Raw genomic sequence first — 20823 nt, 5'->3', positions numbered from 1 at the left:
AGCCCGGGGGTACAGGGGGCGGCGGCGACTGGCCGCCCCCTGTGCGCTCCCTGCGCCGTAAGAGACATAACGCAGAAGACTAACCGGGAGCGCAAACTACGCTGAAACCACGCGTGATAAACGCTTTCCCCGGGCTGAGAACCTGTAAAACCCATAACAGTCTCCCCCGCCGCCGGGCAAGATATCGCTCCGTGCCCGCCATGTTGCCGGGTGGCGGCTGCGCCTTACCCGGCCTACAAAGGCCTCCCGTCAGCTCATATCCCCAGGCCCACGCTAACACAGCGCCGCCGGGAAGGTATCAGGCTCCGAGCTCAACATGTTGCCGGGTGGCGCTTCGCTTACCCGGCCTACAAAGGCCTCCCGTCAGCTCATATCCCCAGGCCCACGCTAACGCAGCGCCGCCGGGCAGTTACTGCGCCTGCTGCTGCGCCTGCGCCAGCTGGCGGACAATCGCCTCGCGCCGCGCATCCCCTTCCGGCAGCCGGGCCAGCAACGCCTGCAGGGCCGCCACGGCTTCGGGGTAATCTTCATTACGCACCGCGCTCAGGGCCAGCATCTCCAGCACCGGCAGGCTGGTCGGCTGTCGCTGATGCAGGTCGCGCAGCAGCAGCTCGCCCATCCGGACCTGACCGCTATCCCCCGCCCGCACCAGCGCGCTGGCGTAATCGAAAGCCGCCGCCGGGTCGTCCACCGCCAGCGCATGCGCCCGGCCAAAAGCGCCGATCGCCGTCTCGCCATCGTTCAACAACAGCCCCAGCCGCCCAAGCAGCTGCCAGCCGGCGAGGTCGTGCGGAGTATTCTGCAGATGGCTGCGCAGGCCAAGCCGCAGCTCCGCCAGTTCATCCATACGCAGAGGCGGCGCGGTCGGGTCCTTAACCTGCTGCAGCAGCGCAGGATAATGCCGCTCCGCCTGCTGCCAGAGCAGCACCTGGCCAATATCGCTGGTTTTCAGATACAGGCCCAGGCTCAGGACCACCAGCAGCAGCGCGCCCGGAAGCAGCGCCCAGCGGCTTAGCGGCCGTTCGCCAGGCTGTGCCTGGGGCGGGATATCCGTCAGCAGCGTGCGCTGCAGCTCGACGACCAGCGCCGGGTTGTCCTCGCCGCGCTCCTGCGCCAGCTCCTGCAGGCGCGACTGATACAGGGCGCGGTTGAGGGTATCGCGGTCCACCGCCCCTTTGCCCGACCACGGGAAGTACAGCAGCCCCAGCGCGCCAGCCAGCAGCAGCCCGGCGATAACCACCAACAGGCTCATCGTTCTTTTCCTTCTTTCAATAATGCCGCCAGCCGCTGGCGCTCTTCGGCGCTGAGCGCCGCGTCAGGAATGTCGCGACGACGCGCGCGGGCGATAATCACCCCCGCGCCCGCCAGGATGAACAGCCCCGGCCCCAGCCACAGCAGCGCCGTTCCCGCGGTCAGCGGCGGCTCGTAGCTGACAAAATTGCCGTAGCGGGCCACCATATAGTCAACGATCTGCCCTTTCGTTTTCCCCTGCTGCATCAGCTCGTACACCTTCTGCCGCATATCGGCGGCAATCATCGCGTTCGAGTCGGCGATGCTGTTGTTCTGGCATTTCGGGCAGCGCAGCCGGGAGGTGATCTCGCGGAACGCCTGCTCCTGGGCTTCGTCTTTAAACTGCCAGGTATCGATGGCGGCCCACGCCTGGCCGGTCAGCATCAGCGCCAGCAGGATGCCTATGACACCTCTCATCAGCCCGCCCCCCGGTTGTATTGATTCCACAGCGGCTGGAGCTCCTCGCGCCACACCCGGTCGTTCAGGTCGCCGGCGTGCCGCCAGCGGATGATGCCCTGACCGTCGATGAGAAACGTCTCCGGCGCGCCATAAACCCCCAGATCCAGGCCGAGCATGCCGTTGCCGTCGTACAGGCTCAGCCTGTACGGATTACCCAGGCGCTGCAGCCAGCTGATCGCCTTCTGCCGATCGTCTTTGTAGTTCATCCCCACCACCCGCACGCCCTGCTGCGCCAGGCCGTTGAGAAACTGATGCTCGGCGCGACAGGTTGGGCACCAGGTGGCCCAGACGTTAAGCAGCAGCGGCTTGCCGTCAATCAGCGTCCGTCGGTCCAGCGTCTGACCGGGGGTATCCAGCGCTTCAAGGCGAAATTCCGGCAGCGGTTTGCCAATCAGCGCCGACTCGAGGGTCGTCGGGTCGTCGCCATCGGCGTTACGCATCAGCTGCCAGAACAGCGCGGCGGCCAGCGCCAGAAACAGCACCAGCGGGATAAACAGCAGCTTCCGGTTCATGAGGCCTCCTGCAGTTTCTTACGCATCCGGTAGCGCGGGTCGAGCATGCAGCACAGGCCGCCGAGGGCCATCAGCACCCCGCCGTACCAGATCCAGCGAACGAACGGTTTGTAGTACAGACGCACCGCCCAGCTGCCGTCGCTCAGTTCTTCCCCCAGCGCGGCGTACAGATCGCGGGTCAGCCCGCCGCTGATCGCCGCCTCGGTCATCATCATCCGGCTGGCGGTGTAAAAGCGCTTCTCGGCATACAGCGTCGCTTCCGGGCGGCCGTTGCGGGTCACGGCAATAATGCCTTCCCCGCCGGTCCAGTTGGGGCCGACGATATTGCGCACGCCGTTAAACACAAAGTGATAGCGGTGGATATCGATGCTGTCGCCGGGGCGCATCCGTACATCGCGCTCCACGCTGTAGTTCTGGCTAAAGGTGATGCCGATAACGGTCACCGCCACGCCGACGTGACCGAGCACCATCCCCCACTGGCTGCGGGTCAGCGTCCGCAGGCCGCGCCAGAAGCCGTGGCGATGGGTGGCCCGTTCGTGAACCTCCATCAGGGCGAAGAGTAGCACCCAGAGGGCCATCATCAGACCAATGACCGCCATCGCGGTGATACGATCCTGCAGCAGCCACGGCAGCGCCAGAGAAAGTGACAACGTCACCACCAGGGCGATCACCAGGCGCTTAATCTGCCTGGCGACGTCATCGCGCCGCCAGCGGATCAGCGGTCCCAGCCCCAGCAGCAGCGCAAACGGCGCCATCAGGGCGGTGAACATGGTGTTAAAGAACGGCTCGCCGATGGAGATGCTGCCGAGGCCCAGCTCTTTATGCACCAGCGGCAGCAGCGTTCCGAGGAGCACCACCAGCATCGCGGCCATCAGCAAAATATTGTTGCCCAGCAGGAACGACTCGCGCGACCACAGGGTATGTTCCACCCGCGCGCGCACCCGGCCGCCCTTCAGGGCGTACAGCAGCAGCGACCCGCCGATGGCGACAATCAGCAGCGCCAGAATGAACAGCCCGCGCGACGGATCCGAGGCGAAGGCATGCACCGAGACCAGCACCCCGGAGCGCACCAGGAAGGTGCCCAGCAGGCACAGGGAGAAGGCGGCGATGGCCAGCAGCACCGTCCAGGCGCGGAAGCTGCCGCGCTTCTCGGTCACCGCCAGGGAGTGCAGCAGCGCGGTCCCTACCAGCCACGGCATAAACGAGGCGTTTTCCACCGGGTCCCAGAACCACCAGCCGCCCCAGCCCAGTTCGTAATAGGCCCACGCCGAGCCCAGCACGATGCCGAGAGTGAGGAACATCCACGCCGCCTGGGTCCAGGGACGCGACCAGCGCGCCCACGCGGTGTCCAGCCGCCCCGCCAGCAGCGAGGCGATGGCGAAGGCGAAAGCCACCGAGAAGCCGACGTACCCCATATAGAGGATCGGCGGATGAAAAATCATGCCGATATCCTGCAGCAGCGGATTAAGGTCGCGGCCGTCAATGGGGTACTGCGGCAGGCCGCGGCTGAACGGGTTGGAGGTAAAGAGGATGAACAGCAGGAACCCAAAGGCGATCATCCCCATCACCGCCAGCACCCGGGCGACGGCGTCGAGCGGCATCCGGCGGCTGAAGAGGGCGACGGCGAAGGTCCAGACGCTGAGCAGCAGGACCCACAGCAGCAGCGAGCCCTCGTGCGCCCCCCAGGTCGCCGCCACCCGATACCACACCGGCAGCGCGCTATTGGAGTTTTCCGCCACGTAGCGGACGGTAAAATCGTTGACCACGAAGGCGTGCACCAGCAGCAGGAAGGCGCCGCCGATACAGGCGAACAGCCCGCAGGCCAGCGGCCGGGCCAGGGCCATCAGCCGCCGGTCCTGCCGCGCCGCGCCCCACAGGGGATAGACGCTCAGGAGCAGCGCCAGCCCCGCCGCCAGACACAATAAAAAGTTGCCCAGCTCCGGCATCATGGCTGCGCCTCCGCTTTCGCCGGCGTCATGGCGTTTTTCACCTCCGGCGGGGTGTAATTTTCATCATGCTTGGCCAGCACCTGCTGAGCGGTGATATGCCGCTCGCCGTCCAGAACGCCCTGGGCCACCACGCCCTGTCCTTCACGGAACAGGTCCGGCAAAATGCCCTTATAGCTGACGTCCACGACCCCGCGGGCGTCATACAGCTTAAAGCGCACGTCGAGGGTTTGCGGGTCGCGCTGCAGGGAGCCGGGCTGAACGTAGCCTCCCACCCGCAGGCGCTGCCCGGTATGGGGCAGCGCCCGGGTTTCCGTTTTACCGTAGATAATTTCTCCCGGGGTGTAGAACAGATCGATATTGCTGCTCAGGGCGTACAGCGTCAGGCTGACGGTCAGCCCAAGGCCGGCGAGCACCGCCAGCACGATATACAGCCGGGTTTTACGACGCGCTTGCATCCGCGGCCTCCTTGTCATGTTCGCGAGCGGCCGCGATCCGCCGCTCGCGCGCCTGCTGGCGTCGCACCTCATGGAATAGCGCCCGCCGCGCCCACAGGGTATGAACCGTCAGCAGGCCAAAGGCGGCGATGGCCACGGCCACCGCCAGCCAGACGTACAGGGCATAGCCGCCCATATTCAGGAAGGCGGCGAACGAAGAAAAAGCGGGGCTCATCGGGCGGCTCCTTTGTTAGCCAGCGCCACCACCCACAGTCGACGACGTTCCAGCTGGAGGATCAGGTTACGCAGGCGCATCAGGGTCAGGGTGACCGACAGCGCGAGGAAAGCAAAAATGCAGATCCGCAGCGGCAGACGCATGCTCGGGTCGATGGTTTGCTGCAGGTTGGTCGAGCCCTGGTGCAGGGTGTTCCACCAGTAAACCGAGTAATGAATGATGGGCAGATTGACCACCCCGACCAGGACGAGGATCCCCGTCGCGCGCCCGGCCAGCCGCCGGTCGTCAAAGGCGTGCCACAGGGCGATGACCCCGGCATACAGAAACAGCAGCACCAGCTCCGAGGTCAGGCGGGCGTCCCAGATCCACCAGGTCCCCCACATCGGCTTGCCCCACGCCGCGCCGCTGACCAGCGCCACCAGGGTGCAGACCGCCCCTACCGGCGCCAGGGCGGCGATCGCCAGGTCGGCCATTTTGATCTGCCAGACCACCCCGACGAAGGCCGCGACGGCCATCGCCAGGTACAGCCCCATCGACCACATCGCCGCCGGGACGTGAAGATACATGATCCGGTAGCTTTCCCCCTGCTGATAGTCCGCCGGGGCGAAGCCAAAGCCCCACCCCAGGCCGATGACCAGCAACAGCGCGCTCAACGCCGCCAGCCAGGGGATCCAGCACCCGCACAGGCGGTACAGCCGCTCGGGGATCGCCAGTTGATGTAACGCTTTCCACATAGACGCTTACTCACACGGTTATGATGGCCGCGCCCGCAGGCGCAGCGAATTATTGCACGGTCAGCCGCAGCGCGGCGGCGGTGGCGAACGGGCACAGGGTGGCGCTGGCGGTTAAGAACGCCGCCAGCATCGCCAGATAGCCGCCGACCGGAAGCCCGGCGGCAGCCGCCTGGCAGGCCGCGGTGGCGAAAATCAGCAGCGGCACCGCCAGCGGCAGCACCAGCAGGCTCAGCAGGACGCCGCCGCGCTTCAGGCCGACGGTCAGGCCAACCCCCACCGCGCCAAGAAAACTGAGCGTCGGCGTGCCAAGCAGCAAGGTCAGCGCCAGCACGCCGGCGTCGTGCAGATTCATCCCCAGCAGCAGCGCCGCCAGCGGCGAGACGATCAGCAGCGGCAGGCCGCTCATCATCCAGTGGGCGACCACCTTCACCAGCACCACCGCCACCAGCGGCGTCGGCAGAAGCATCAGCTGCTCCAGAGAACCGTCCTGCCAGTCGTCGCGAAATAACCGCTCCATCACCAGCAGCGCCGCCAGCAGCGCGGCGACCCACACCACGCCCGGCGCAATCTGCGCCAGCAGCTGCGGCGCGGCGCCAACGCCGAACGGAAACAGGGTGATGACGATCAGAAAGAACCATAGCGGATTGAGGATCTCTGCCCCGCTGCGCCACGCCAGGCGCAGTTCCCGGGCCAACAGCGCTCTCATCATTGCCGCCTCCCGCCGTCGTCGCCGAGGCGCAGGGTGCGCAACGGGCAGCCCAGCGGCCGCAGCGGCTGATGGGTGGTGAGGATCGCGCTTCCCCCCTGCCGGGCGTGCTGCTCCAGGCGACGGGTCAGGGTTTCTATCGCCGTGGCGTCGAGGGCGGTGAACGGCTCATCGAGGATCCACAGCGGCGCGTCGGTTAACCACAGGCGGGTCAGCGCCACCCGGCGCTGCTGCCCGGCGGAGAGCTGGCTTAAGGGGAGATCTTCATAGCCCGCCAGGCCGACGGCGGCGAGGGCGCTTTCCCGCTGCTGAAGGCGGCTGGCCGGAAAGAAGAAACGCAGGTTTTCATCGGCGGTCAGCGCCGCGTTGACGCCGGGCTTATGGCCCAGCCACAGCAGCTGCCGGTGAAATGACTCCCGCACCTGGGCCAGCGGCTGGCCCTGCCAGCTCACCACCCCGCTTTCCGGGCGCGCCAGGCCGCAAAGGATCCGCAGCAGCGAGGTTTTCCCCGCGCCGTTATCACCGGCGACCTGCAGCAGCTCGCCGGCAGCAAGGGATAGCGTCAGCTCCGCAAACAGCGGTCGATCGTCAACGATGCAGGTCAGTCGCTCTGCATGCAGCATGAAGGCAAACTCCTTGATTCAGACAGTATTTTACGTCCTGGCTAAGTATGGGTTGCGCCGCGCGGGCGACGCAACCCTGACGGTTACTGTCCGGCCCCCGGCAGCTTCGAGATATCGGCGTTGCCTAACGCCTTCTCATCGTGCGCCGCGGTCTCCTTACGCACCTTCGCCACATCGCTGGCGCTGACCGCCGGCGCGTTGTTGCCCCAGCTGGTGCGGATGAAGTTGACCACATCCGCCACCTGCTGGTCGTCCAGACGCCAGCCGAACGATGGCATGGTCAGGTTGGAGACCGCATCTTTCACCGCCGGCGTGGTGCTCCCGGTCAGAACGATGTGGATCAGCGAAGTGGCATCTTCGGTCTGCACCACCGGGTTGCCCTTCAGCGACGGGAAGGCGCGCTGGTAGCCCGCGCCGTCGGTGCGGTGGCAGGCGGCGCAGTTATCGACATACAGCGCGGCGCCGGTTTTGCTGTCGTTACCCTTCCACAGATCTTTCGCCACGCTGTCTTCCACCGGGGCTGGGGTCTGTTTGCCGCCGCGCGGCGGGAGCGACTTCAGATAGCGGGCGATGGCGGTGATGTCGTCATCAGAGAGATACTGCAGACTGTGCTCCACCACATCGCTCATGCCGCCGAAGACCACCGATTTATCGTTACGTCCGGTTTTCAGGAACTCAGCCAGCTCGGCTTCGCTCCAGGTCCCCAGACCGTCGCGGTTTTCGCCGCGCAGGCTGGAGGCGACCCAGCCGTCAATCGGCGCATTGCTGCCCGCCAGGTAATCATCGCCTTCGCTCTCGCTGAGCGCTTTTTCCTGCATCGTCAGGCTACGCGGGGTATGACAGGCGCCGCAGTGGCCCAGGCCTTCCACCAGATAGCGACCGCGCTCCAGCACCGGGTCAACCTGCGGGTTGGCGACAAAGTCGCTCGGCGTCGGGGCGAAGATGCCGCGCCAGAACGCCAGCGGCCAGCGCATCGACAGCGGCCACGGGATGTCGGTGTCCTTGTTGGCGACATTCACCGGCTCCACGCCGTGCATAAAGTAGGCGTACATGGCGCGCATGTCCGCTTCACTGATCCGCGCGAATGAGGGATACGGCATTGCCGGATAGAGCGTGGAACCGTCTTTCCGCACACCCTTGCGCACCGCGTCGTCGAACTCTTCGAAGGTGTACCCGCCGATGCCGTGTTCTTTATCCGGCGTGATATTGGTGGAGTAGATGGTGCCGATCGGCGTCTCCATCGGCAGACCGCCGGCGAAAGGTTTGCCCGCTTTGCCGTTGGTGTGGCAGGCGACACAGTCCCCCGCCCGCGCCAGATACTCCCCTTGCTTAATCAGATTGCTGTCCGCAGGCGCCTCTTCGGCGAAGGCCGCGCAGCTCAATGCCCCAAGCACCAGGGCCGATAACCATTGCATTTTCATCATCTGCCTTCCTTTATGCCTGCACCAGGGGACCCGGATTTTTCAGATACTGCTCGCGGATCGCCTTCGCTGACCAGTACGCCAGCGCGGCCACCGTGCCGGTTGGGTTATAGCCCAGCCCCTGCGGGAAAGCGGAGGCGCCGATGACGAAGACGTTATGCACGTCCCAGCTTTGCAGATAACGGTTAACGGCGCTGGTTTTCGGATCCTCCCCCATCACCGCCCCGCCGTTCATATGGGTGGTCTGGTAGGTGGTGGTATCAAAGTGGCTGTTGGCGTTTTTCGGGCTGCCGAGGATATATTTCGGCTTCATCGCTTTGGCGATCGGCGCCATCTTATCGAACATAAACTGCGCCATCTTGATGTCGTTTTCCTGCCAGTCAAAGGTCATGCGCAGCAGCGGCTGGCCAAAGACGTTTTTGTAGTTCGGATCAAGATCGAGGTAGTTCTGCCGATAGGACTGGTGCGCGCCGTGAGCATCCATCGACAGGTGATGGGTGTAGGTATCGGCCACCGCCGCTTTCCATTTGCTGCCCCACGCCGGGGTGCCCGGCGGTACCGGGAAACCGGAGATGGGCTTGGTCCCGGCCTGGTTGACCCAGAACGGCGAACCGCCGACAAAGCCCGCCGCGCCGTGGTCGAAGTTGTCGGCGTTGAAGTCGTCGACACCGACGCCGTTGCCGCCCGCGCCGATAAACGGGTTGGTGTAGGTGTCTTTGTCGAAAATGGCCTTAATGGTGGTCATGTTCTGGTAGGCGAAGTTACGCCCCACCACCCCTTCGCCGGTCTCCGGATTGTAGGGTTTGCCGATCCCGGAGAGCAGCATCAGGTGCACGTTATGGAACTGGAAGGCGCCGATGATCACCAGGTCCGCCGGCTGCTCCATTTCGCGTCCCTGGCCGTCGACGTAGGTCACGCCTGTAGCACGGGATTTGTCGTCGGTCAGGTTGACCTTCAGCACGTTGGCGTTGGTCCGCAGCTCAAAGCGTTTTTCCTGGCGCAGCGCCGGCAGAATGTTCACGTTCGGCGAGGCTTTGGAGTACATGTAGCAGGCGTAGCCGCTGCAGAAACCGCAGAAGTTGCACGGGCCCATCTGCGCGCCGTACGGGTTGGTATAGGAGTCGGAAGTGTTGGCCGACGGTAGGTTGTAGGGATGGTAGCCCACCTCGAGCGCCGCTTTTTCAAACAGCTGCGCTGACCAGGTGTTTTTCTGCGCCGGCAGCGGGAAGTCATCTGAACGGTCCGGGGCGAAGGCGTTGCCGCCGCGGCCTTTACCGACGACCTTGCCTTTGATCGACCAGGCGGTCCCGGAGGTGCCGAACACTTTCTCCGCTTTATCGAAGAACGGTTCCAGCTCGTCGTAAGTGACGCCGAAATCCTGGATGATCATATCCTGGGGAATGAAGTTTTTGCCGTAGCGCTCTTCATAGTGGCTGCGCATCCGCAGTTCGATGGGATCGACGCGGAAATGGACGCCGGACCAGTGCAGCCCGGCGCCGCCCACGCCGGTACCCGGCAGGAAAGCCGCGAGCTGGCGATACGGCACCGCCTGCTGGCTGGTGTTATGCCGGATGGTGACGGTGCTTTTCGACAGATCCTGGAACAGCTTGCGGCGGATGTTGTAGGTCAGCTCATCAATCACCTGCGGATAGGCGCCGTCCGGCCAGGTGTCGCGCATCGGGCCGCGCTCCAGCGCCACGACGTTGAGCCCGGCTTCGGTCAGCTCTTTGGCCATGATCGCCCCAACCCAGCCGAAGCCGACGATCGCGACATCGGTTTTTTTCAATACGGTGGCCATGATTACGCCCTCTCCCCATTAATTGATACCGGCGGGAAGGGGTAGCGTTCGCCCCGTTCAACCCAATCCATAAAGTCGGCGCGCGCGCCGGGAAAATTAATCAGCGTCCAGCCAACCATGCCTTTGTTACCGCCATGGATCGGGTCGCTGAAGAAGCCTTCGCGGGTGTTCTGCAGCAGATAGGTGAAGAACAGCGAAGCCGGTAGCTGTTTGAACTCGGCTTTGCCCGATTCCCACAGGCCGAGCGCCTCGTCCTGCTGCTCGCTGCTCAGTTCAGCAAAGGTCTTGTGATACTTGTCCTGACACCAGGCCTCGGCATCGGCGATCCCGAGGTTATAGATCTGTTTGGGCACCAGCGGCAGCTGATAGCCCATCTCTTTCGGCACGTCGGGGTTGAAGGGCCCCTGCATATACCAGATGGAGCCGGTGGCGTAAGGGGTATTGAGCTGGCGGTCGATAAACTCCGGCACGCCGGCCTCTTTAGCGCCGGGGCCAAGTTCATCCGCCGGGATTAAGCGAGCGACAGCGGCGTTGATAAACGCCCACTCACGATCGTTGAAGAACTGCGGCTTCCAGTCGCTGGCCGCCGCCGTGTTCCCGGAGGCTGGCTCTGAAGCGGGGGCCGCCTGCGCGGTCGCGCTGGTGGCCACGCCAATGGCCCCTGCTCCCGCGCCGCCGATCACCACCGTCGGGATCAGCGCCATCGATTTCACCAGGAAATCACGCCTGGAATTGTTAGTTTTCTCGCTCGACATCATCACATTCCTGTCATTGAAAATTACTGTTTTTGTCGCTGACAAAACCAGTGAATGTCGTGCTGGAACCGATACCATTGCGCTTTTAAACCGCTTAGCGTCTGGCCCGGACCGGCAAGTCGGATAAAACATCGCCAGAGGCGATATCATTTATAGGGTTATCGTTTGGATAGTAGACGATTCTCAACGAAACGCGGGAAATCGGAGAGAAATTCACCGGAATGTCATCGTGAGAAGGGTGCTGCCATAACCTTGAGGCGGTAAACCGGCGGCGTTCACACCGCGCTGAGCTTACCCATGCGCCAAAAAAGAGTGACTTGTATCACAAATGTTATTTTTTGTTTATGGTACATGGCAGATTAAACGTCTGTAAATACTCGTATTAGGAATAATTAAACATTTTGAGCTGTTAAAAAAGTTACTACCCGTTGTTAACTATTTTGCATCTATTTCCCGGCTAACGCGTTCGGCTGGCGATACCCCGTCCACAGGAGAAGAGAAGAGATGTTCGATCATGTGAAATTCGGCGTCAGCGACTATGCCGCCAGCAAAGCGTTCTTTTTACAGGCTCTGGCCCCGCTTGGCGTAACGCTGGTCGATGAAGGCGAGCCGACCTACGGCGCAGAGCTGGCCGGCAGCGGCGATGTCTCTTTGTGTCTCTATCAAAGTGCGGACAAACCGGCGCCGCTGCATATCGCCTTTCGCGCCGACAGCCGCGAGCAGGTAGACGCTTTCTGGCAGGCAGCGCTGGCCGCCGGAGGAAAGGACAACGGCGCGCCGGGGTTACGGCCCAACTACCACGCCGGGTACTACGCCGCCTTTGTGATTGCGCCAGACGGGCACAATATTGAAGCCGTGTGCCATCTGGCGTCTTAACAAACGGTTACCGCTGCGGAAAAATCCACACATCCTCCGCCGGAAGCGTCAGATGGCAGTGTTCAGCATCGCGCAGCGCGGTTCCGTAGGCGCGTAGCGGAAAGTCGTCGCCCTCGGTGCGGAACAGGTACTCCCAGCGGTCGCCGAGGTACATGCTGGTCAGCAGCGGTAACTGGAGACTGTTATCCTGCGCCGCGCCGTCAAGACGCAGGCGCTCGACGCGGATCACCGCCGTCGCCGGCTCGCCTACGCTGACCCCCTCGCCCGCTCGCCCCCACAGGCTCCAGCTGGCGCCTTCGATGCGCGCCCTGCCGTTCTCCAGCGCCATCACCTTGCCGTGCAGGCGGTTATTGCTGCCCATAAACTCGGCGGCGAACAGCGTCGCCGGGCTGCCGTACATCTCCTGCGGCGTCCCCTGCTGCTCGATGACGCCATTGTTCAGCAGCAGAATACGATCGGAGATCGCCATCGCTTCATTTTGATCGTGAGTGACCATCAGCGCCGAGAGGCCCAGCTTGATGATCAGCTCGCGCAGAAACACCCGCGCCTCCTCGCGCAGCTTGGCGTCGAGGTTAGAGAGCGGCTCATCCAGCAGGATCACCGGCGGGTTGTAGACCAGCGCCCGGCCAATGGCCACCCGCTGCTGTTGGCCGCCGGAGAGCTGGTGCGGATGGCGGTTGCCAAGATGCCCCAGCCCCAGCTGATCCAGCACGCGCTGCACCCGCTCTTTTATCTCCCCGGCGGCGACTTTACGCAGCTTCAGCGGATAGGCCACGTTGTCGAACACCGTTTTGTGCGGCCACAGGGCATAGGACTGGAACACCAGCCCGAGGTTACGCTCTTCGGCCGGGATTTCGCTGCGCGGCGTGCCGTCGTACACCGTGCGGTTGCCGATGGCGATCCGTCCGCTCGTCGGTTTTTCCAGCCCGGCCACCGCCCGCAGCAGCGTGGTTTTGCCGCTTCCCGAAGGCCCCAGCAGCGACACCACCTCTCCCCGGCCGAGCGTCATCGACACGCCTTTCAGCACCGGGTTGTCGCCATAGGTGAGATGCAGATTTTCAACCGATAACTCAATCATGTAATTTCACTCCAAAGCGCAGGGCGATGCCAAGGCCAATCACCACCAGCAGAATATTGATAAAGGAGAGCGCCGCGACGATATCGATGGCCCCCGCCGCCCACAGCGACACCAGCATCGAGCCGATGGTTTCGGTACCCGGCGACAGCAGATAGACGCCGGTGGAATATTCGCGCTCAAAGATCAGAAACATCAGCAGCCAGGAGCCAATCAGCCCATAGCGCGACAGCGGGACGGTGACGTGGCGGGTGATCTGCCCCCGCGAGGCGCCGGTGCTGCGCGCCGCCTCCTCCAGCTCCGGGCCCACCTGCAGCAGCGTCGAGGAGATGAGCCGCAGGCCATAGGCCATCCATACCACGGTGTAGGCCAGCCAGACGCTGAAGATGGTATTGCGCAGCGCGCGCAGCTGCACGATAAGGTGCTCCCGCAGCCAGTCCGCCACCGGCAGCGCCGAGAGCCAGCCATGCTTCAGCGACTGATCGAGCCACATCGGCACAAACAGGAACACCCACAGGAAGGCCAGACCGGCCAGCAGCCCCGGCACCGCGCGCGGGACCAGCACGCTGTAATCAAGAAAGCGGGTGACGTTGTCCGCTTTGCGGTGCATGGCGATGCCGACAAACAGATAGCAGATCACCGCCAGCGCGCCGCCGACGATGCCGATAGCCATCGAGTTGACGATCGCCCGCAGCAGGTTGGGCTGCTGCCAGATATTGTGGAACGTCGTCAGCGACAGCTCATCCCACAGCGACACGCCGACGCCCCAGTTGGAGATAAAGGCGCGCAGCGCCACGCCGAGCAGCGGCACGCCGATGGTCACCGTCAGCCAGGCCACCACCACCGCCCCGGCCACCCAGCGCCATTTGCCCAGCGGCAGCGCCCGCGCCTGCGACGCCTTGCCCTTCATGGTGACAAAGCGGTTGGCCGTGCGCATCAGCCGACGCTGGAGCATGACCAGCGGGATGGTGATGCAGATCAGCACCACCGCCACCGCCGCCATCAAATGGTAGGAGGGGGTGCCAAGCTTATTGGTCAGCTTGTAGAGATAGGTCGCCAGCACCATGTTGCCCTCGGGGTCGCCCAGCACCAGCATCAGACCGAAGACTTCCAGACCAAGGAAAAAGAGCAGCACGCAGGCGTAAAGAATGGAGGGCCGCACCATGGGCAGACTCACCGAAGTCATCACCTGCAGCGGCGTGGCGCCGACGGTGCGCGCCGCCTCTTCCACGTCCGAGCCGACGCTGCGCAGCGCTGAGGAGATGTAGAGATAGGCGTGCGGCACGTGGGTTAAGCCGGCGATGACCACAATGCTGAACATCGAGTAGATATTCCACGGCACAAAGCCGATCAGCTGCTGCGCCCACTGGGAAAAGAAGCCTACCGGCCCGGCGGCCACCACGTAGCCAAAGCCCAGCACCATCGGCGAGACGAAGATCGGCACCAGGATCAGCGGCTCAATGAACCGCCGGCCGGGTAAATCGGTGCGTACCATCAGAAAGGCCAAAATACCGCCCAGCGGAATGGCGATAATCACCAGGCCAAAGGCCAGAATAAACCCTGACCTTAACGCCAGATAAAAATCCGGGTCGGTAAAAATAAAGGCGAAGGCTTCCAGACTCCAGGATTTGGAGCGGGAAAAGAACGGCGCGGAGAGAAAACTCTGCACCACAATAAATAACAGCGGGACGTAAATCACCAGCGCCGTGATGCACACCACCACGCCGCGCGGCAGCCCCTGCCACTTTCTGCGTAATACATTCATGGTTCATCCCTTTGGTCAGGTGAATAAACCCGCCGGGTGTGAATAAGGGGCATCGGCGATGCCCCGGGGGAGGATTATTTCGCGGCGGCGCTGCGCCATTGTTTAATAAACTGCAGACGTTTTTGCGGCTGTAAATAATCCAGCAGCGTTTCGTTGACCGGGATCGGTTTTAACGCTTTGCCCAGCAGCGTGGTCATGCCGTCGATATCATTTTTGCCTTCAATATCGCGACGAAGAGAGGGAATATCCGCCTGGCTGGCGAGGATCTGTTGGCCTTTTTCCGACAGGACATAATCCAGCCACAATTTCGCCGCATTGGGATGTTCGCTCTCCTGGCTAATAAACGAGACGCGGGAGAGCACCAGCACGTAATCTTTCGGATAGGCGATGCCTAAAGAGGGATCGTTTTTCGCCCGCGCTTCGGCATAGGAGCCAAGAATGTTATAGCCGATCAGGTTTTCGCCAGAGGAGACGCGCTCCATCATCGTGCCGGTGGAAGACTGCACCGTCAGGCCGCCTTTGGCGATATTCGCCAGGTCGGTAAAATAGTTCGCGTCGGCCTGGCTGTCCTGGACCGCCAGCATAAAGCCGAGGCCCGATTTTTCGATATCGTAGGTGGTGACTTTGCCTTTAAATTTATCGGCCTGGCTGGCGATCAATTTGGCCAGCGCGGTGTGCGAGTCCGGGACCTCATTCTGCGGGATCAGCCGTTTGTTATAGATAAATACCACCGGCTCGTAGGTGGTGCCATAGGCTTTCTGCTGCCACACCGCCCAGTCGGGTAATTGCTTCACCTCCGGCGAGGCATATTGTTCCGCGTACTCGGTGGCTAATTTCAGCGCGGTATCCATCGATGAGCTCCACACCACGTCCCCGCTGCCGCCCCCGGCGGCCTGCTCGCTGATATAGCGGTTATACAGCTCGGTGCTGTTCATGTCGTTATATTCGACTTTTACGCCCGGATATTGCGCTTCAAATCCTTTAATTAACGGCCCGGCCGCTTTGGTATCGGTTGTGGAATAGATCACCACCTTGCCCTCTTTGACGGCGGCATCAACCGTTTTTTGATAATCCGCCGGATAGCCCGCAGGCACCTCCGCCCAGGCGGCACAGGCGAAAACGGCCGTCAGTGAAACCACTAAACCACTTATTTTCTTATACATGATACCAACCTTTAATCATCAATTAATAAACACAAATTTAACATATAGTGGTATCAGCTCCCCTTGCAACGCCGGGGCTGGCTTTTTTCTGGCTTTTGTGACAGTGGCAGAATTTAAAAATGTGGTGTTTATGACGTTAATTAAAACGCGATCCCGGACCGGTTTTTTATCGTCTGTCGTATAACCCAGGCGCTGGCGCAGTGGCCTGTCGCCGGGAGAGTCCGCCCTTGACCTTCTGCGCCGGGCGGCGCAGCATAAAACGGCAAACATAATAAAATAACAACAGACTACAGGAGAGAATCAGTGCCAACAGGACACCGCTTTCTGGCGACGGATCTGCATCAGTTTGTCGTCTCACTGTTTACCCATCTCGGCAGCCGCTCAGAAGAAGCGACGCTGGTCGCCGACCATCTGATCGCCGCCAACCTGGCCGGGCATGACTCCCATGGCGTCGGGATGATCCCAAGCTATGTCAAATCCCACGCCGGCGGCTTTCTGCAGCTCAACCGCCACGCCACGGTCACCAAAGACGCCGGCGCCGTGGTCACCCTCGACGGCAACGCCGGCTTCGGCCAGGTGGTCGCCCACGAAGCGATGCAGTTAGGCATCGAAAAGGCGAAGCAGCACGGCATGGCGGCTATCGCCCTGCGCAATGCGCATCACGTCGGACGCATCGGCTACTGGGCGGAGCAGTGCGCCGCCGCCGGGCTGATCTCCATTCACTTCGTCAGCGTGATCGGCGACCCGATGGTCGCCCCGTTCCGCGGAAAAGACAGCCGCTTCGGCACTAACCCGCTGTGCGTGGTGTTTCCCCGCGCGGGCCATCCGCCGCTGCTGCTGGACTACGCCACCAGCGCCATCGCCTTTGGTAAAACCCGCGTCGCCTGGCACAAAGGAGAAGCCGTGGCGCCCGGCTGCCTGATCGACGCCCAGGGGCTGCCCACCACCGACCCGGCGGTGATGCAGACCTCGCCGCTGGGCGCCCTGCTCACCTTCGCCCAGCACAAAGGCTATGCCCTGGCGACACTGTGCGAAGTGCTCGGCGGCGCGCTCTCCGGGGGGCAAACCACCCATCAGGAAAGCCTGCAGACCAGCGTCGACGCCATCTTTAACTGCATGACCACCGTGATCCTGCGCCCGGACGCGTTCGATGCCCCGGACAGCCAGGCGCAGACGGAGGCCTTTATCGCATGGTGTAAACAGTCGCCGCACGATCCCGATGCCCCGGTGCTGGCCCCCGGCGAATGGGAGGCCGCCAACCGCGAAGCGCGTCTGGCCGAGGGGATCCCGCTGGATGCGGGCAGCTGGCAGGCAATCTGCGCCGCCGCGCGCGACGTCGGCCTGAGCGAGTCGCATATCGCCCGCTGCCGCCCTCTCGCGTAGCGGCATTATCCCCTGCAGAGCGTCTGACGTCGGCGCTCTGCGTCATCGTCATTAGTGACGAGGTCACGCTCCCGTCATCCTTCTCCTGTTATTTTTCATTGTAAATCAATAAATTAAAATCTGGCACGAGACCTGCATAGCGCAGCGGGCCTGCGTCCGCATCACCACCAGGCGATACCGCGATCGTTGCCCGTCGGGCCCGGCGCGACAGCGATCCTCTGTTCACTGTTAACAGGTCTGTTACTGATGAAAAAAATCACGAGCGTGTGCCCCTACTGCGGGGCGGGTTGCAAACTTAAACTGGTTGTCGACAACAATAAAATCATTCGCGCGGAAGCCGCCGACGGCGTCACCAACCAGAACCAGCTGTGCCTGAAAGGCTATTACGGCTGGGATTTTCTTAACGACACGCAGCTCCTGACGCCCCGTCTTAAACAACCGATGATCCGCTACCAGAAAGGCGGCGCTTTCACGCCGGTCAGCTGGCAGGAGGCAATTCGCTATACCGCCAGCAAGCTCAGGGAGATCAAAGAGAAGCATGGCCCGCGCGCCATCATGACCACCGGCTCCTCGCGCGGCACCGGCAACGAAACCAACTATGTGATGCAAAAGTTCGCCCGCGCGGTGCTGAACACCAACAACGTCGACTGCTGCGCCCGCGTCTGCCATGGCCCTTCCGTCGCCGGGCTGCAGCAGGCGCTGGGCAACGGGGCGATGAGCAACTCGATAAGCGACATCGAAAACTCGAAGTGCCTGTTGGTCTTTGGCTACAACTGCGCCGACTCCCATCCCATCGTCGCCCGCCGGGTGATCAAAGCCCGGGAAAACGGCGCCAAAATCATCGTCTGCGATCCGCGACGCATTGAAACCGCACGCATAGCCGACCGTCATCTGCAGCTTAACAACGGCAGCAACATGGCGCTGGTGAACGCCTTCGGCTATGTATTGCTGGAAGAAGAGCTGTACAACAAAGCCTATGTCGAACGCTATACCGAAGGGCTGGACGCCTACCGCGAGGCGGTGAAAGATTACGCCCCGGAAGCAGTGGAAGGGATTGTCGGGGTCAGCGCGCAGGCGATCCGCGAGGCAATGCGCATGTTTGCCGCCGCCCCTTCCGCCACCATTATGTGGGGCATGGGGGTCACCCAGTTTGGCCAGGCGGTGGACGTGGTGCGCGGCCTGGCAAGCCTGGCGCTGCTCACCGGCAACCTGGGACGGGCGAACGTCGGCGTGGGCCCGGTCCGTGGGCAAAACAATGTACAGGGCGCCTGCGATATGGGCGTGCTGCCGAACCTGTTCCCCGGCTATCAGGAGGTCACCGACCCGGCCGTGCGGGCGAAATTCGCCGCCGCCTGGGGGATCGACCCGGCGCAGATGGATGACCAGGTCGGCACCCGCATCACCGAGGTGCCGCATAAGGCGCTGACGGGCGAGATCAAAGCCTACTACATCATGGGCGAAGATCCGCTGCAGACCGAAGCCGACCTCGGCCTGGTGCGCAAAGGCATCGAGGCGCTGGACTTCGTGGTGGTGCAGGATATCTTCATGACCAAAACGGCGGAGATTGCCGATGTCCTGCTGCCGGCCACCTCCTGGGGCGAGCACAGCGGCGTCTTCACCTGCGCCGACCGCGGGTTTCAGCGGTTTGAACAGGCGATCCCGCCGGCGGGGAATGTGAAGCGCGACTGGGAGATCATCAGTCTGCTGGCCAGCGAAATGGGCTATCCGATGCACTATGAGAGCAACCAGCAGATCTGGGACGAGATGCGCGAGCTCTGCCCGCTGTTCTACGGCGTGACCTGGGAGAAAATGGGCGATATGGGCCATGTTCAGTGGCCATGCCCGACCCTCGACCACCCCGGCACGCCGTGGCTGTATAAAGACAACCGCTTCGACACCCCATCAGGTAAAGGGCAACTGTTCGCCACCGCCTGGCGCGCGCCGGCGGAGCGTCCGGATGATGAATGGCCGCTGGTGCTCTGCACAGTGCGGGAGGTGGGGCACTACTCCTGCCGCTCGATGACCGGCAACTGCGCCGCGCTGCAGTCGCTGGCCGACGAGCCGGGACGGGTGCAGATGAATCCCGTGGATGCGCAACGGCTGGGGATCGCCGACAAACAGCTGGTGTGGGTAAGCTCCCGGCGCGGAAAGGTCATCACCCGCGCCGACCTCAGCGATCGCATCAACCCGGGCGCGGTCTATATGACCTATCAGTGGTGGGTGGGCGCCTGTAATGAACTGACCCAGGATAACCTGGATCCAATCTCCAAAACGCCGGAGACCAAATACTGTGCGGTGAAAGTGGAAGCGATTGCCGACCAGCAGTGGGCGGAGCGCTATGCCTGGACCGCCTACAGCGACATGAAGGCGCGACTGAAAGCCGCCGCCGACGTCTGACCTCAGGGAGCGCGCGCGCTCCCTTCCCTCCTGCCGCTGCCGGCGGGTTACGCCGCCGGCAGCTGTTTCTCCACCAGCGCCACCCACATCGCCACCCCGTGGCTAATCAGCGCGTCGTTAAAGTCATAGCTGGCGTTATGCAACGGCTTCGACGGCGTTTCGCCATCGGTGCCGATCCAGAAATAGGCCCCCGGACAGACCTCCAGCATGCAGGCAAAATCCTCAGAGGCCATCGACGGCGCCTGGTTCCAGCGCACCGCCTCCGCGCCGAGGGTGGCGACCGCCACCTCGCGCAGCAGCTGCGCCTGCGGCGCATGGTTTTTGGTCACCGGATACCCGGGAAACCAGCTAATCTCGCCCCGGACATCGGACACCTGAGGCTGGGTGGCCACATAGCTTTCGATAAGCTCCCGCACGCGGGCGCGAACGCGATTGCTCAGGCAGCGGAAGGTGCCGCGCAGCACCACGGTGTCCGGCAGGACGTTGATCGCCTCGCCGCCGTTTATCTGGGTGATGCTGACCACCGCGGAATCCTGTGGCGACAGGCGACGGGAGGGGATGGTCTGCAGCGCCATAATCAGCTGCGCCGCGGCGACGATGGGATCGGCCCCGCTCTCCGGCATCGCCGCATGGCAACTTTTGCCGCGCAGGGTGATCTCGAAGGCGTCGAGGGAAGCCATCATCGCGCCATCGCTGAGCGCCACTTCGCCGAGGGGGATCCCCGGCCAGTTATGCAGCGCGTAAATCGCATCCATCGGGAAGCGTTCGAATAACCCCTCTTCCACCATTTTGCGCGCGCCGCCAAGGTTCTCTTCCGCCGGCTGGAAGACAAAGTGGACGGTACCGCTGAACTGGCGGGTCTGCGCCAGATGGGCTGCGGCCGCCAGCAGCATCGCGGTGTGGCCATCGTGGCCGCAGGCGTGCATTACCCCGGCGCGGCGCGAACTGTAGCTGACGCTCCCCAGCTCGGTGATCGGCAGGGCGTCCATATCGGCGCGCAGGCCGATAACCGGCCCGGGGCCGTTTTCCAGCGTCGCCACGACGCCGGTGCCGGCCAGCCCGCGATGAACCTGCAGGCCAAACGAGACCAGCAGCTCGGCGACGCGGCGCGAGGTCTCCTGCTCCTGATATCCGAGCTCAGGCGCGGCGTGAAACTCACGTCGCCAGCCTGTGGCTTCGGCGATCAGTGACGGCGATACGGCCATGTATTACTCCTTTCCTGCATAGCGTAATGCTGAATAATTGGGT

19 protein-coding genes are annotated in these 20823 nt (G+C 62.9%); 3 read left to right on the top strand and 16 right to left on the bottom strand.

Annotated features, from left to right (window positions below):
• Positions 1-409: 409 nt before the first annotated feature.
• The 12 genes from ccmI to K5R89_RS06155 all read right to left on the bottom strand — a co-directional run bounded on the left by ccmI (position 410) and on the right by K5R89_RS06155 (position 10919).
• Positions 410-1252, bottom strand: coding sequence for a c-type cytochrome biogenesis protein CcmI (gene ccmI, locus K5R89_RS06210; protein WP_101996061.1), 843 nt, complete (start codon positions 1250-1252; stop codon positions 410-412).
• Positions 1249-1695: a cytochrome c-type biogenesis protein gene (locus K5R89_RS06205; RefSeq protein WP_072413457.1), complete on the bottom strand. Its 447-nt coding sequence runs from the start codon at positions 1693-1695 to the stop codon at positions 1249-1251. The genes ccmI and K5R89_RS06205 overlap by 4 nt, the downstream gene beginning before the upstream one ends.
• 11 nt (positions 1696-1706) lie before the next feature.
• Entirely contained in the window at positions 1707-2261 is a 555-nt protein-coding gene (locus tag K5R89_RS06200) for a DsbE family thiol:disulfide interchange protein (RefSeq protein ID WP_032453183.1), read from the bottom strand.
• On the bottom strand, positions 2258-4210 hold the full coding sequence (locus K5R89_RS06195; protein WP_217259236.1) for a heme lyase CcmF/NrfE family subunit: 1953 nt from the start codon (positions 4208-4210) through the stop codon (positions 2258-2260). Before K5R89_RS06195 ends, K5R89_RS06200 begins: the two co-directional genes overlap by 4 nt.
• A complete protein-coding gene (gene ccmE, locus K5R89_RS06190) occupies positions 4207-4665 on the bottom strand; it encodes a cytochrome c maturation protein CcmE (RefSeq protein ID WP_032453185.1) in 459 nt (152 codons plus the stop codon). Before ccmE ends, K5R89_RS06195 begins: the two co-directional genes overlap by 4 nt.
• A complete protein-coding gene (gene ccmD, locus K5R89_RS06185; RefSeq protein WP_048297689.1) occupies positions 4649-4879 on the bottom strand; it encodes a heme exporter protein CcmD in 231 nt (76 codons plus the stop codon). The genes ccmE and ccmD overlap by 17 nt, the downstream gene beginning before the upstream one ends.
• Positions 4876-5613: a heme ABC transporter permease gene (locus K5R89_RS06180; protein ID WP_217259235.1), complete on the bottom strand. Its 738-nt coding sequence runs from the start codon at positions 5611-5613 to the stop codon at positions 4876-4878. The genes ccmD and K5R89_RS06180 overlap by 4 nt, the downstream gene beginning before the upstream one ends.
• A 49-nt stretch (positions 5614-5662) precedes the next feature.
• Positions 5663-6322 carry a heme exporter protein CcmB gene (ccmB, locus tag K5R89_RS06175; RefSeq protein WP_217259234.1) on the bottom strand — a complete coding sequence of 220 codons (660 nt, stop codon included), beginning with the start codon at positions 6320-6322 and terminating at the stop codon, positions 5663-5665.
• On the bottom strand, positions 6319-6942 hold the full coding sequence (gene ccmA / locus K5R89_RS06170) for a cytochrome c biogenesis heme-transporting ATPase CcmA (protein ID WP_023290027.1): 624 nt from the start codon (positions 6940-6942) through the stop codon (positions 6319-6321). The genes ccmB and ccmA overlap by 4 nt, the downstream gene beginning before the upstream one ends.
• Before the next feature lie 83 nt (positions 6943-7025).
• Positions 7026-8366 carry a cytochrome c gene (locus tag K5R89_RS06165; RefSeq protein WP_072096551.1) on the bottom strand — a complete coding sequence of 447 codons (1341 nt, stop codon included), beginning with the start codon at positions 8364-8366 and terminating at the stop codon, positions 7026-7028.
• A gap of 10 nt (positions 8367-8376) precedes the next feature.
• The gene (locus K5R89_RS06160) at positions 8377-10161 is read right to left on the bottom strand and encodes a GMC family oxidoreductase (RefSeq protein ID WP_002908285.1); all 1785 of its coding nucleotides are present in this window, start codon (positions 10159-10161) and stop codon (positions 8377-8379) included.
• Positions 10162-10163: 2 nt separating this feature from the next.
• Positions 10164-10919: a gluconate 2-dehydrogenase subunit 3 family protein gene (locus tag K5R89_RS06155; RefSeq protein ID WP_004175724.1), complete on the bottom strand. Its 756-nt coding sequence runs from the start codon at positions 10917-10919 to the stop codon at positions 10164-10166.
• Positions 10920-11420: 501 nt separating this feature from the next.
• On the opposite strand from K5R89_RS06155, the gene K5R89_RS06150 reads away from it, so the two are divergent.
• Entirely contained in the window at positions 11421-11792 is a 372-nt protein-coding gene (locus tag K5R89_RS06150; RefSeq protein ID WP_048335932.1) for a VOC family protein, read from the top strand.
• Between the two features lie 7 nt (positions 11793-11799).
• Here K5R89_RS06150 and K5R89_RS06145 read toward each other — a convergent pair whose 3' ends face one another.
• The 3 genes from K5R89_RS06145 to K5R89_RS06135 all read right to left on the bottom strand — a co-directional run bounded on the left by K5R89_RS06145 (position 11800) and on the right by K5R89_RS06135 (position 15795).
• On the bottom strand, positions 11800-12870 hold the full coding sequence (locus K5R89_RS06145) for an ABC transporter ATP-binding protein (RefSeq protein WP_002908292.1): 1071 nt from the start codon (positions 12868-12870) through the stop codon (positions 11800-11802).
• On the bottom strand, positions 12863-14632 hold the full coding sequence (locus K5R89_RS06140; protein WP_004189548.1) for an iron ABC transporter permease: 1770 nt from the start codon (positions 14630-14632) through the stop codon (positions 12863-12865). The genes K5R89_RS06145 and K5R89_RS06140 overlap by 8 nt, the downstream gene beginning before the upstream one ends.
• A 74-nt stretch (positions 14633-14706) precedes the next feature.
• The gene (locus K5R89_RS06135; protein WP_023290032.1) at positions 14707-15795 is read right to left on the bottom strand and encodes an ABC transporter substrate-binding protein; all 1089 of its coding nucleotides are present in this window, start codon (positions 15793-15795) and stop codon (positions 14707-14709) included.
• Positions 15796-16098: 303 nt separating this feature from the next.
• Between K5R89_RS06135 and K5R89_RS06130 the strand changes: the two genes are divergently transcribed.
• Positions 16099-17178 (top strand): malate/lactate/ureidoglycolate dehydrogenase, encoded by a 1080-nt coding sequence (locus K5R89_RS06130; protein ID WP_023290033.1) that lies wholly within the window; start codon positions 16099-16101, stop codon positions 17176-17178.
• 246 nt (positions 17179-17424) lie between these two features.
• Positions 17425-19575, top strand: coding sequence for a formate dehydrogenase subunit alpha (fdhF, locus tag K5R89_RS06125; protein ID WP_087824079.1), 2151 nt, complete (start codon positions 17425-17427; stop codon positions 19573-19575).
• Between the two features lie 47 nt (positions 19576-19622).
• Here fdhF and K5R89_RS06120 read toward each other — a convergent pair whose 3' ends face one another.
• Positions 19623-20780, bottom strand: coding sequence for a M20 aminoacylase family protein (locus K5R89_RS06120; protein ID WP_254242799.1), 1158 nt, complete (start codon positions 20778-20780; stop codon positions 19623-19625).
• Positions 20781-20823: the final 43 nt, after the last annotated feature.

Origin of the sequence: Klebsiella sp. TF21-TM (genome assembly GCF_019753495.1) — a bacterium.
Classification (GTDB): Bacteria; Pseudomonadota; Gammaproteobacteria; order Enterobacterales; family Enterobacteriaceae; genus Klebsiella; species Klebsiella quasipneumoniae.
This window is presented reverse-complemented; position numbering and strand designations above follow the sequence as displayed.

Bases quoted from the DNA above. Each gene is read 5' to 3' on its own strand.
- ccmI (WP_101996061.1), bottom strand. From the start codon at position 1,252: ATGAGCCTGTTGGTGGTTATCGCCGGGCTGCTGCTGGCTGGCGCGCTG.
- K5R89_RS06200 (WP_032453183.1), bottom strand. From the start codon at position 2,261: ATGAACCGGAAGCTGCTGTTTATCCCGCTGGTGCTGTTTCTGGCGCTG.
- K5R89_RS06195 (WP_217259236.1), bottom strand. From the start codon at position 4,210: ATGATGCCGGAGCTGGGCAACTTTTTATTGTGTCTGGCGGCGGGGCTG.
- ccmE (WP_032453185.1), bottom strand. From the start codon at position 4,665: ATGCAAGCGCGTCGTAAAACCCGGCTGTATATCGTGCTGGCGGTGCTC.
- ccmD (WP_048297689.1), bottom strand. From the start codon at position 4,879: ATGAGCCCCGCTTTTTCTTCGTTCGCCGCCTTCCTGAATATGGGCGGC.
- K5R89_RS06180 (WP_217259235.1), bottom strand. From the start codon at position 5,613: ATGTGGAAAGCGTTACATCAACTGGCGATCCCCGAGCGGCTGTACCGC.
- ccmB (WP_217259234.1), bottom strand. From the start codon at position 6,322: ATGATGAGAGCGCTGTTGGCCCGGGAACTGCGCCTGGCGTGGCGCAGC.
- ccmA (WP_023290027.1), bottom strand. From the start codon at position 6,942: ATGCTGCATGCAGAGCGACTGACCTGCATCGTTGACGATCGACCGCTG.
- K5R89_RS06165 (WP_072096551.1), bottom strand. From the start codon at position 8,366: ATGATGAAAATGCAATGGTTATCGGCCCTGGTGCTTGGGGCATTGAGC.
- K5R89_RS06160 (WP_002908285.1), bottom strand. From the start codon at position 10,161: ATGGCCACCGTATTGAAAAAAACCGATGTCGCGATCGTCGGCTTCGGC.
- K5R89_RS06155 (WP_004175724.1), bottom strand. From the start codon at position 10,919: ATGATGTCGAGCGAGAAAACTAACAATTCCAGGCGTGATTTCCTGGTG.
- K5R89_RS06150 (WP_048335932.1), top strand. From the start codon at position 11,421: ATGTTCGATCATGTGAAATTCGGCGTCAGCGACTATGCCGCCAGCAAA.
- K5R89_RS06145 (WP_002908292.1), bottom strand. From the start codon at position 12,870: ATGATTGAGTTATCGGTTGAAAATCTGCATCTCACCTATGGCGACAAC.
- K5R89_RS06140 (WP_004189548.1), bottom strand. From the start codon at position 14,632: ATGAATGTATTACGCAGAAAGTGGCAGGGGCTGCCGCGCGGCGTGGTG.
- K5R89_RS06135 (WP_023290032.1), bottom strand. From the start codon at position 15,795: ATGTATAAGAAAATAAGTGGTTTAGTGGTTTCACTGACGGCCGTTTTC.
- fdhF (WP_087824079.1), top strand. From the start codon at position 17,425: ATGAAAAAAATCACGAGCGTGTGCCCCTACTGCGGGGCGGGTTGCAAA.
- K5R89_RS06120 (WP_254242799.1), bottom strand. From the start codon at position 20,780: ATGGCCGTATCGCCGTCACTGATCGCCGAAGCCACAGGCTGGCGACGT.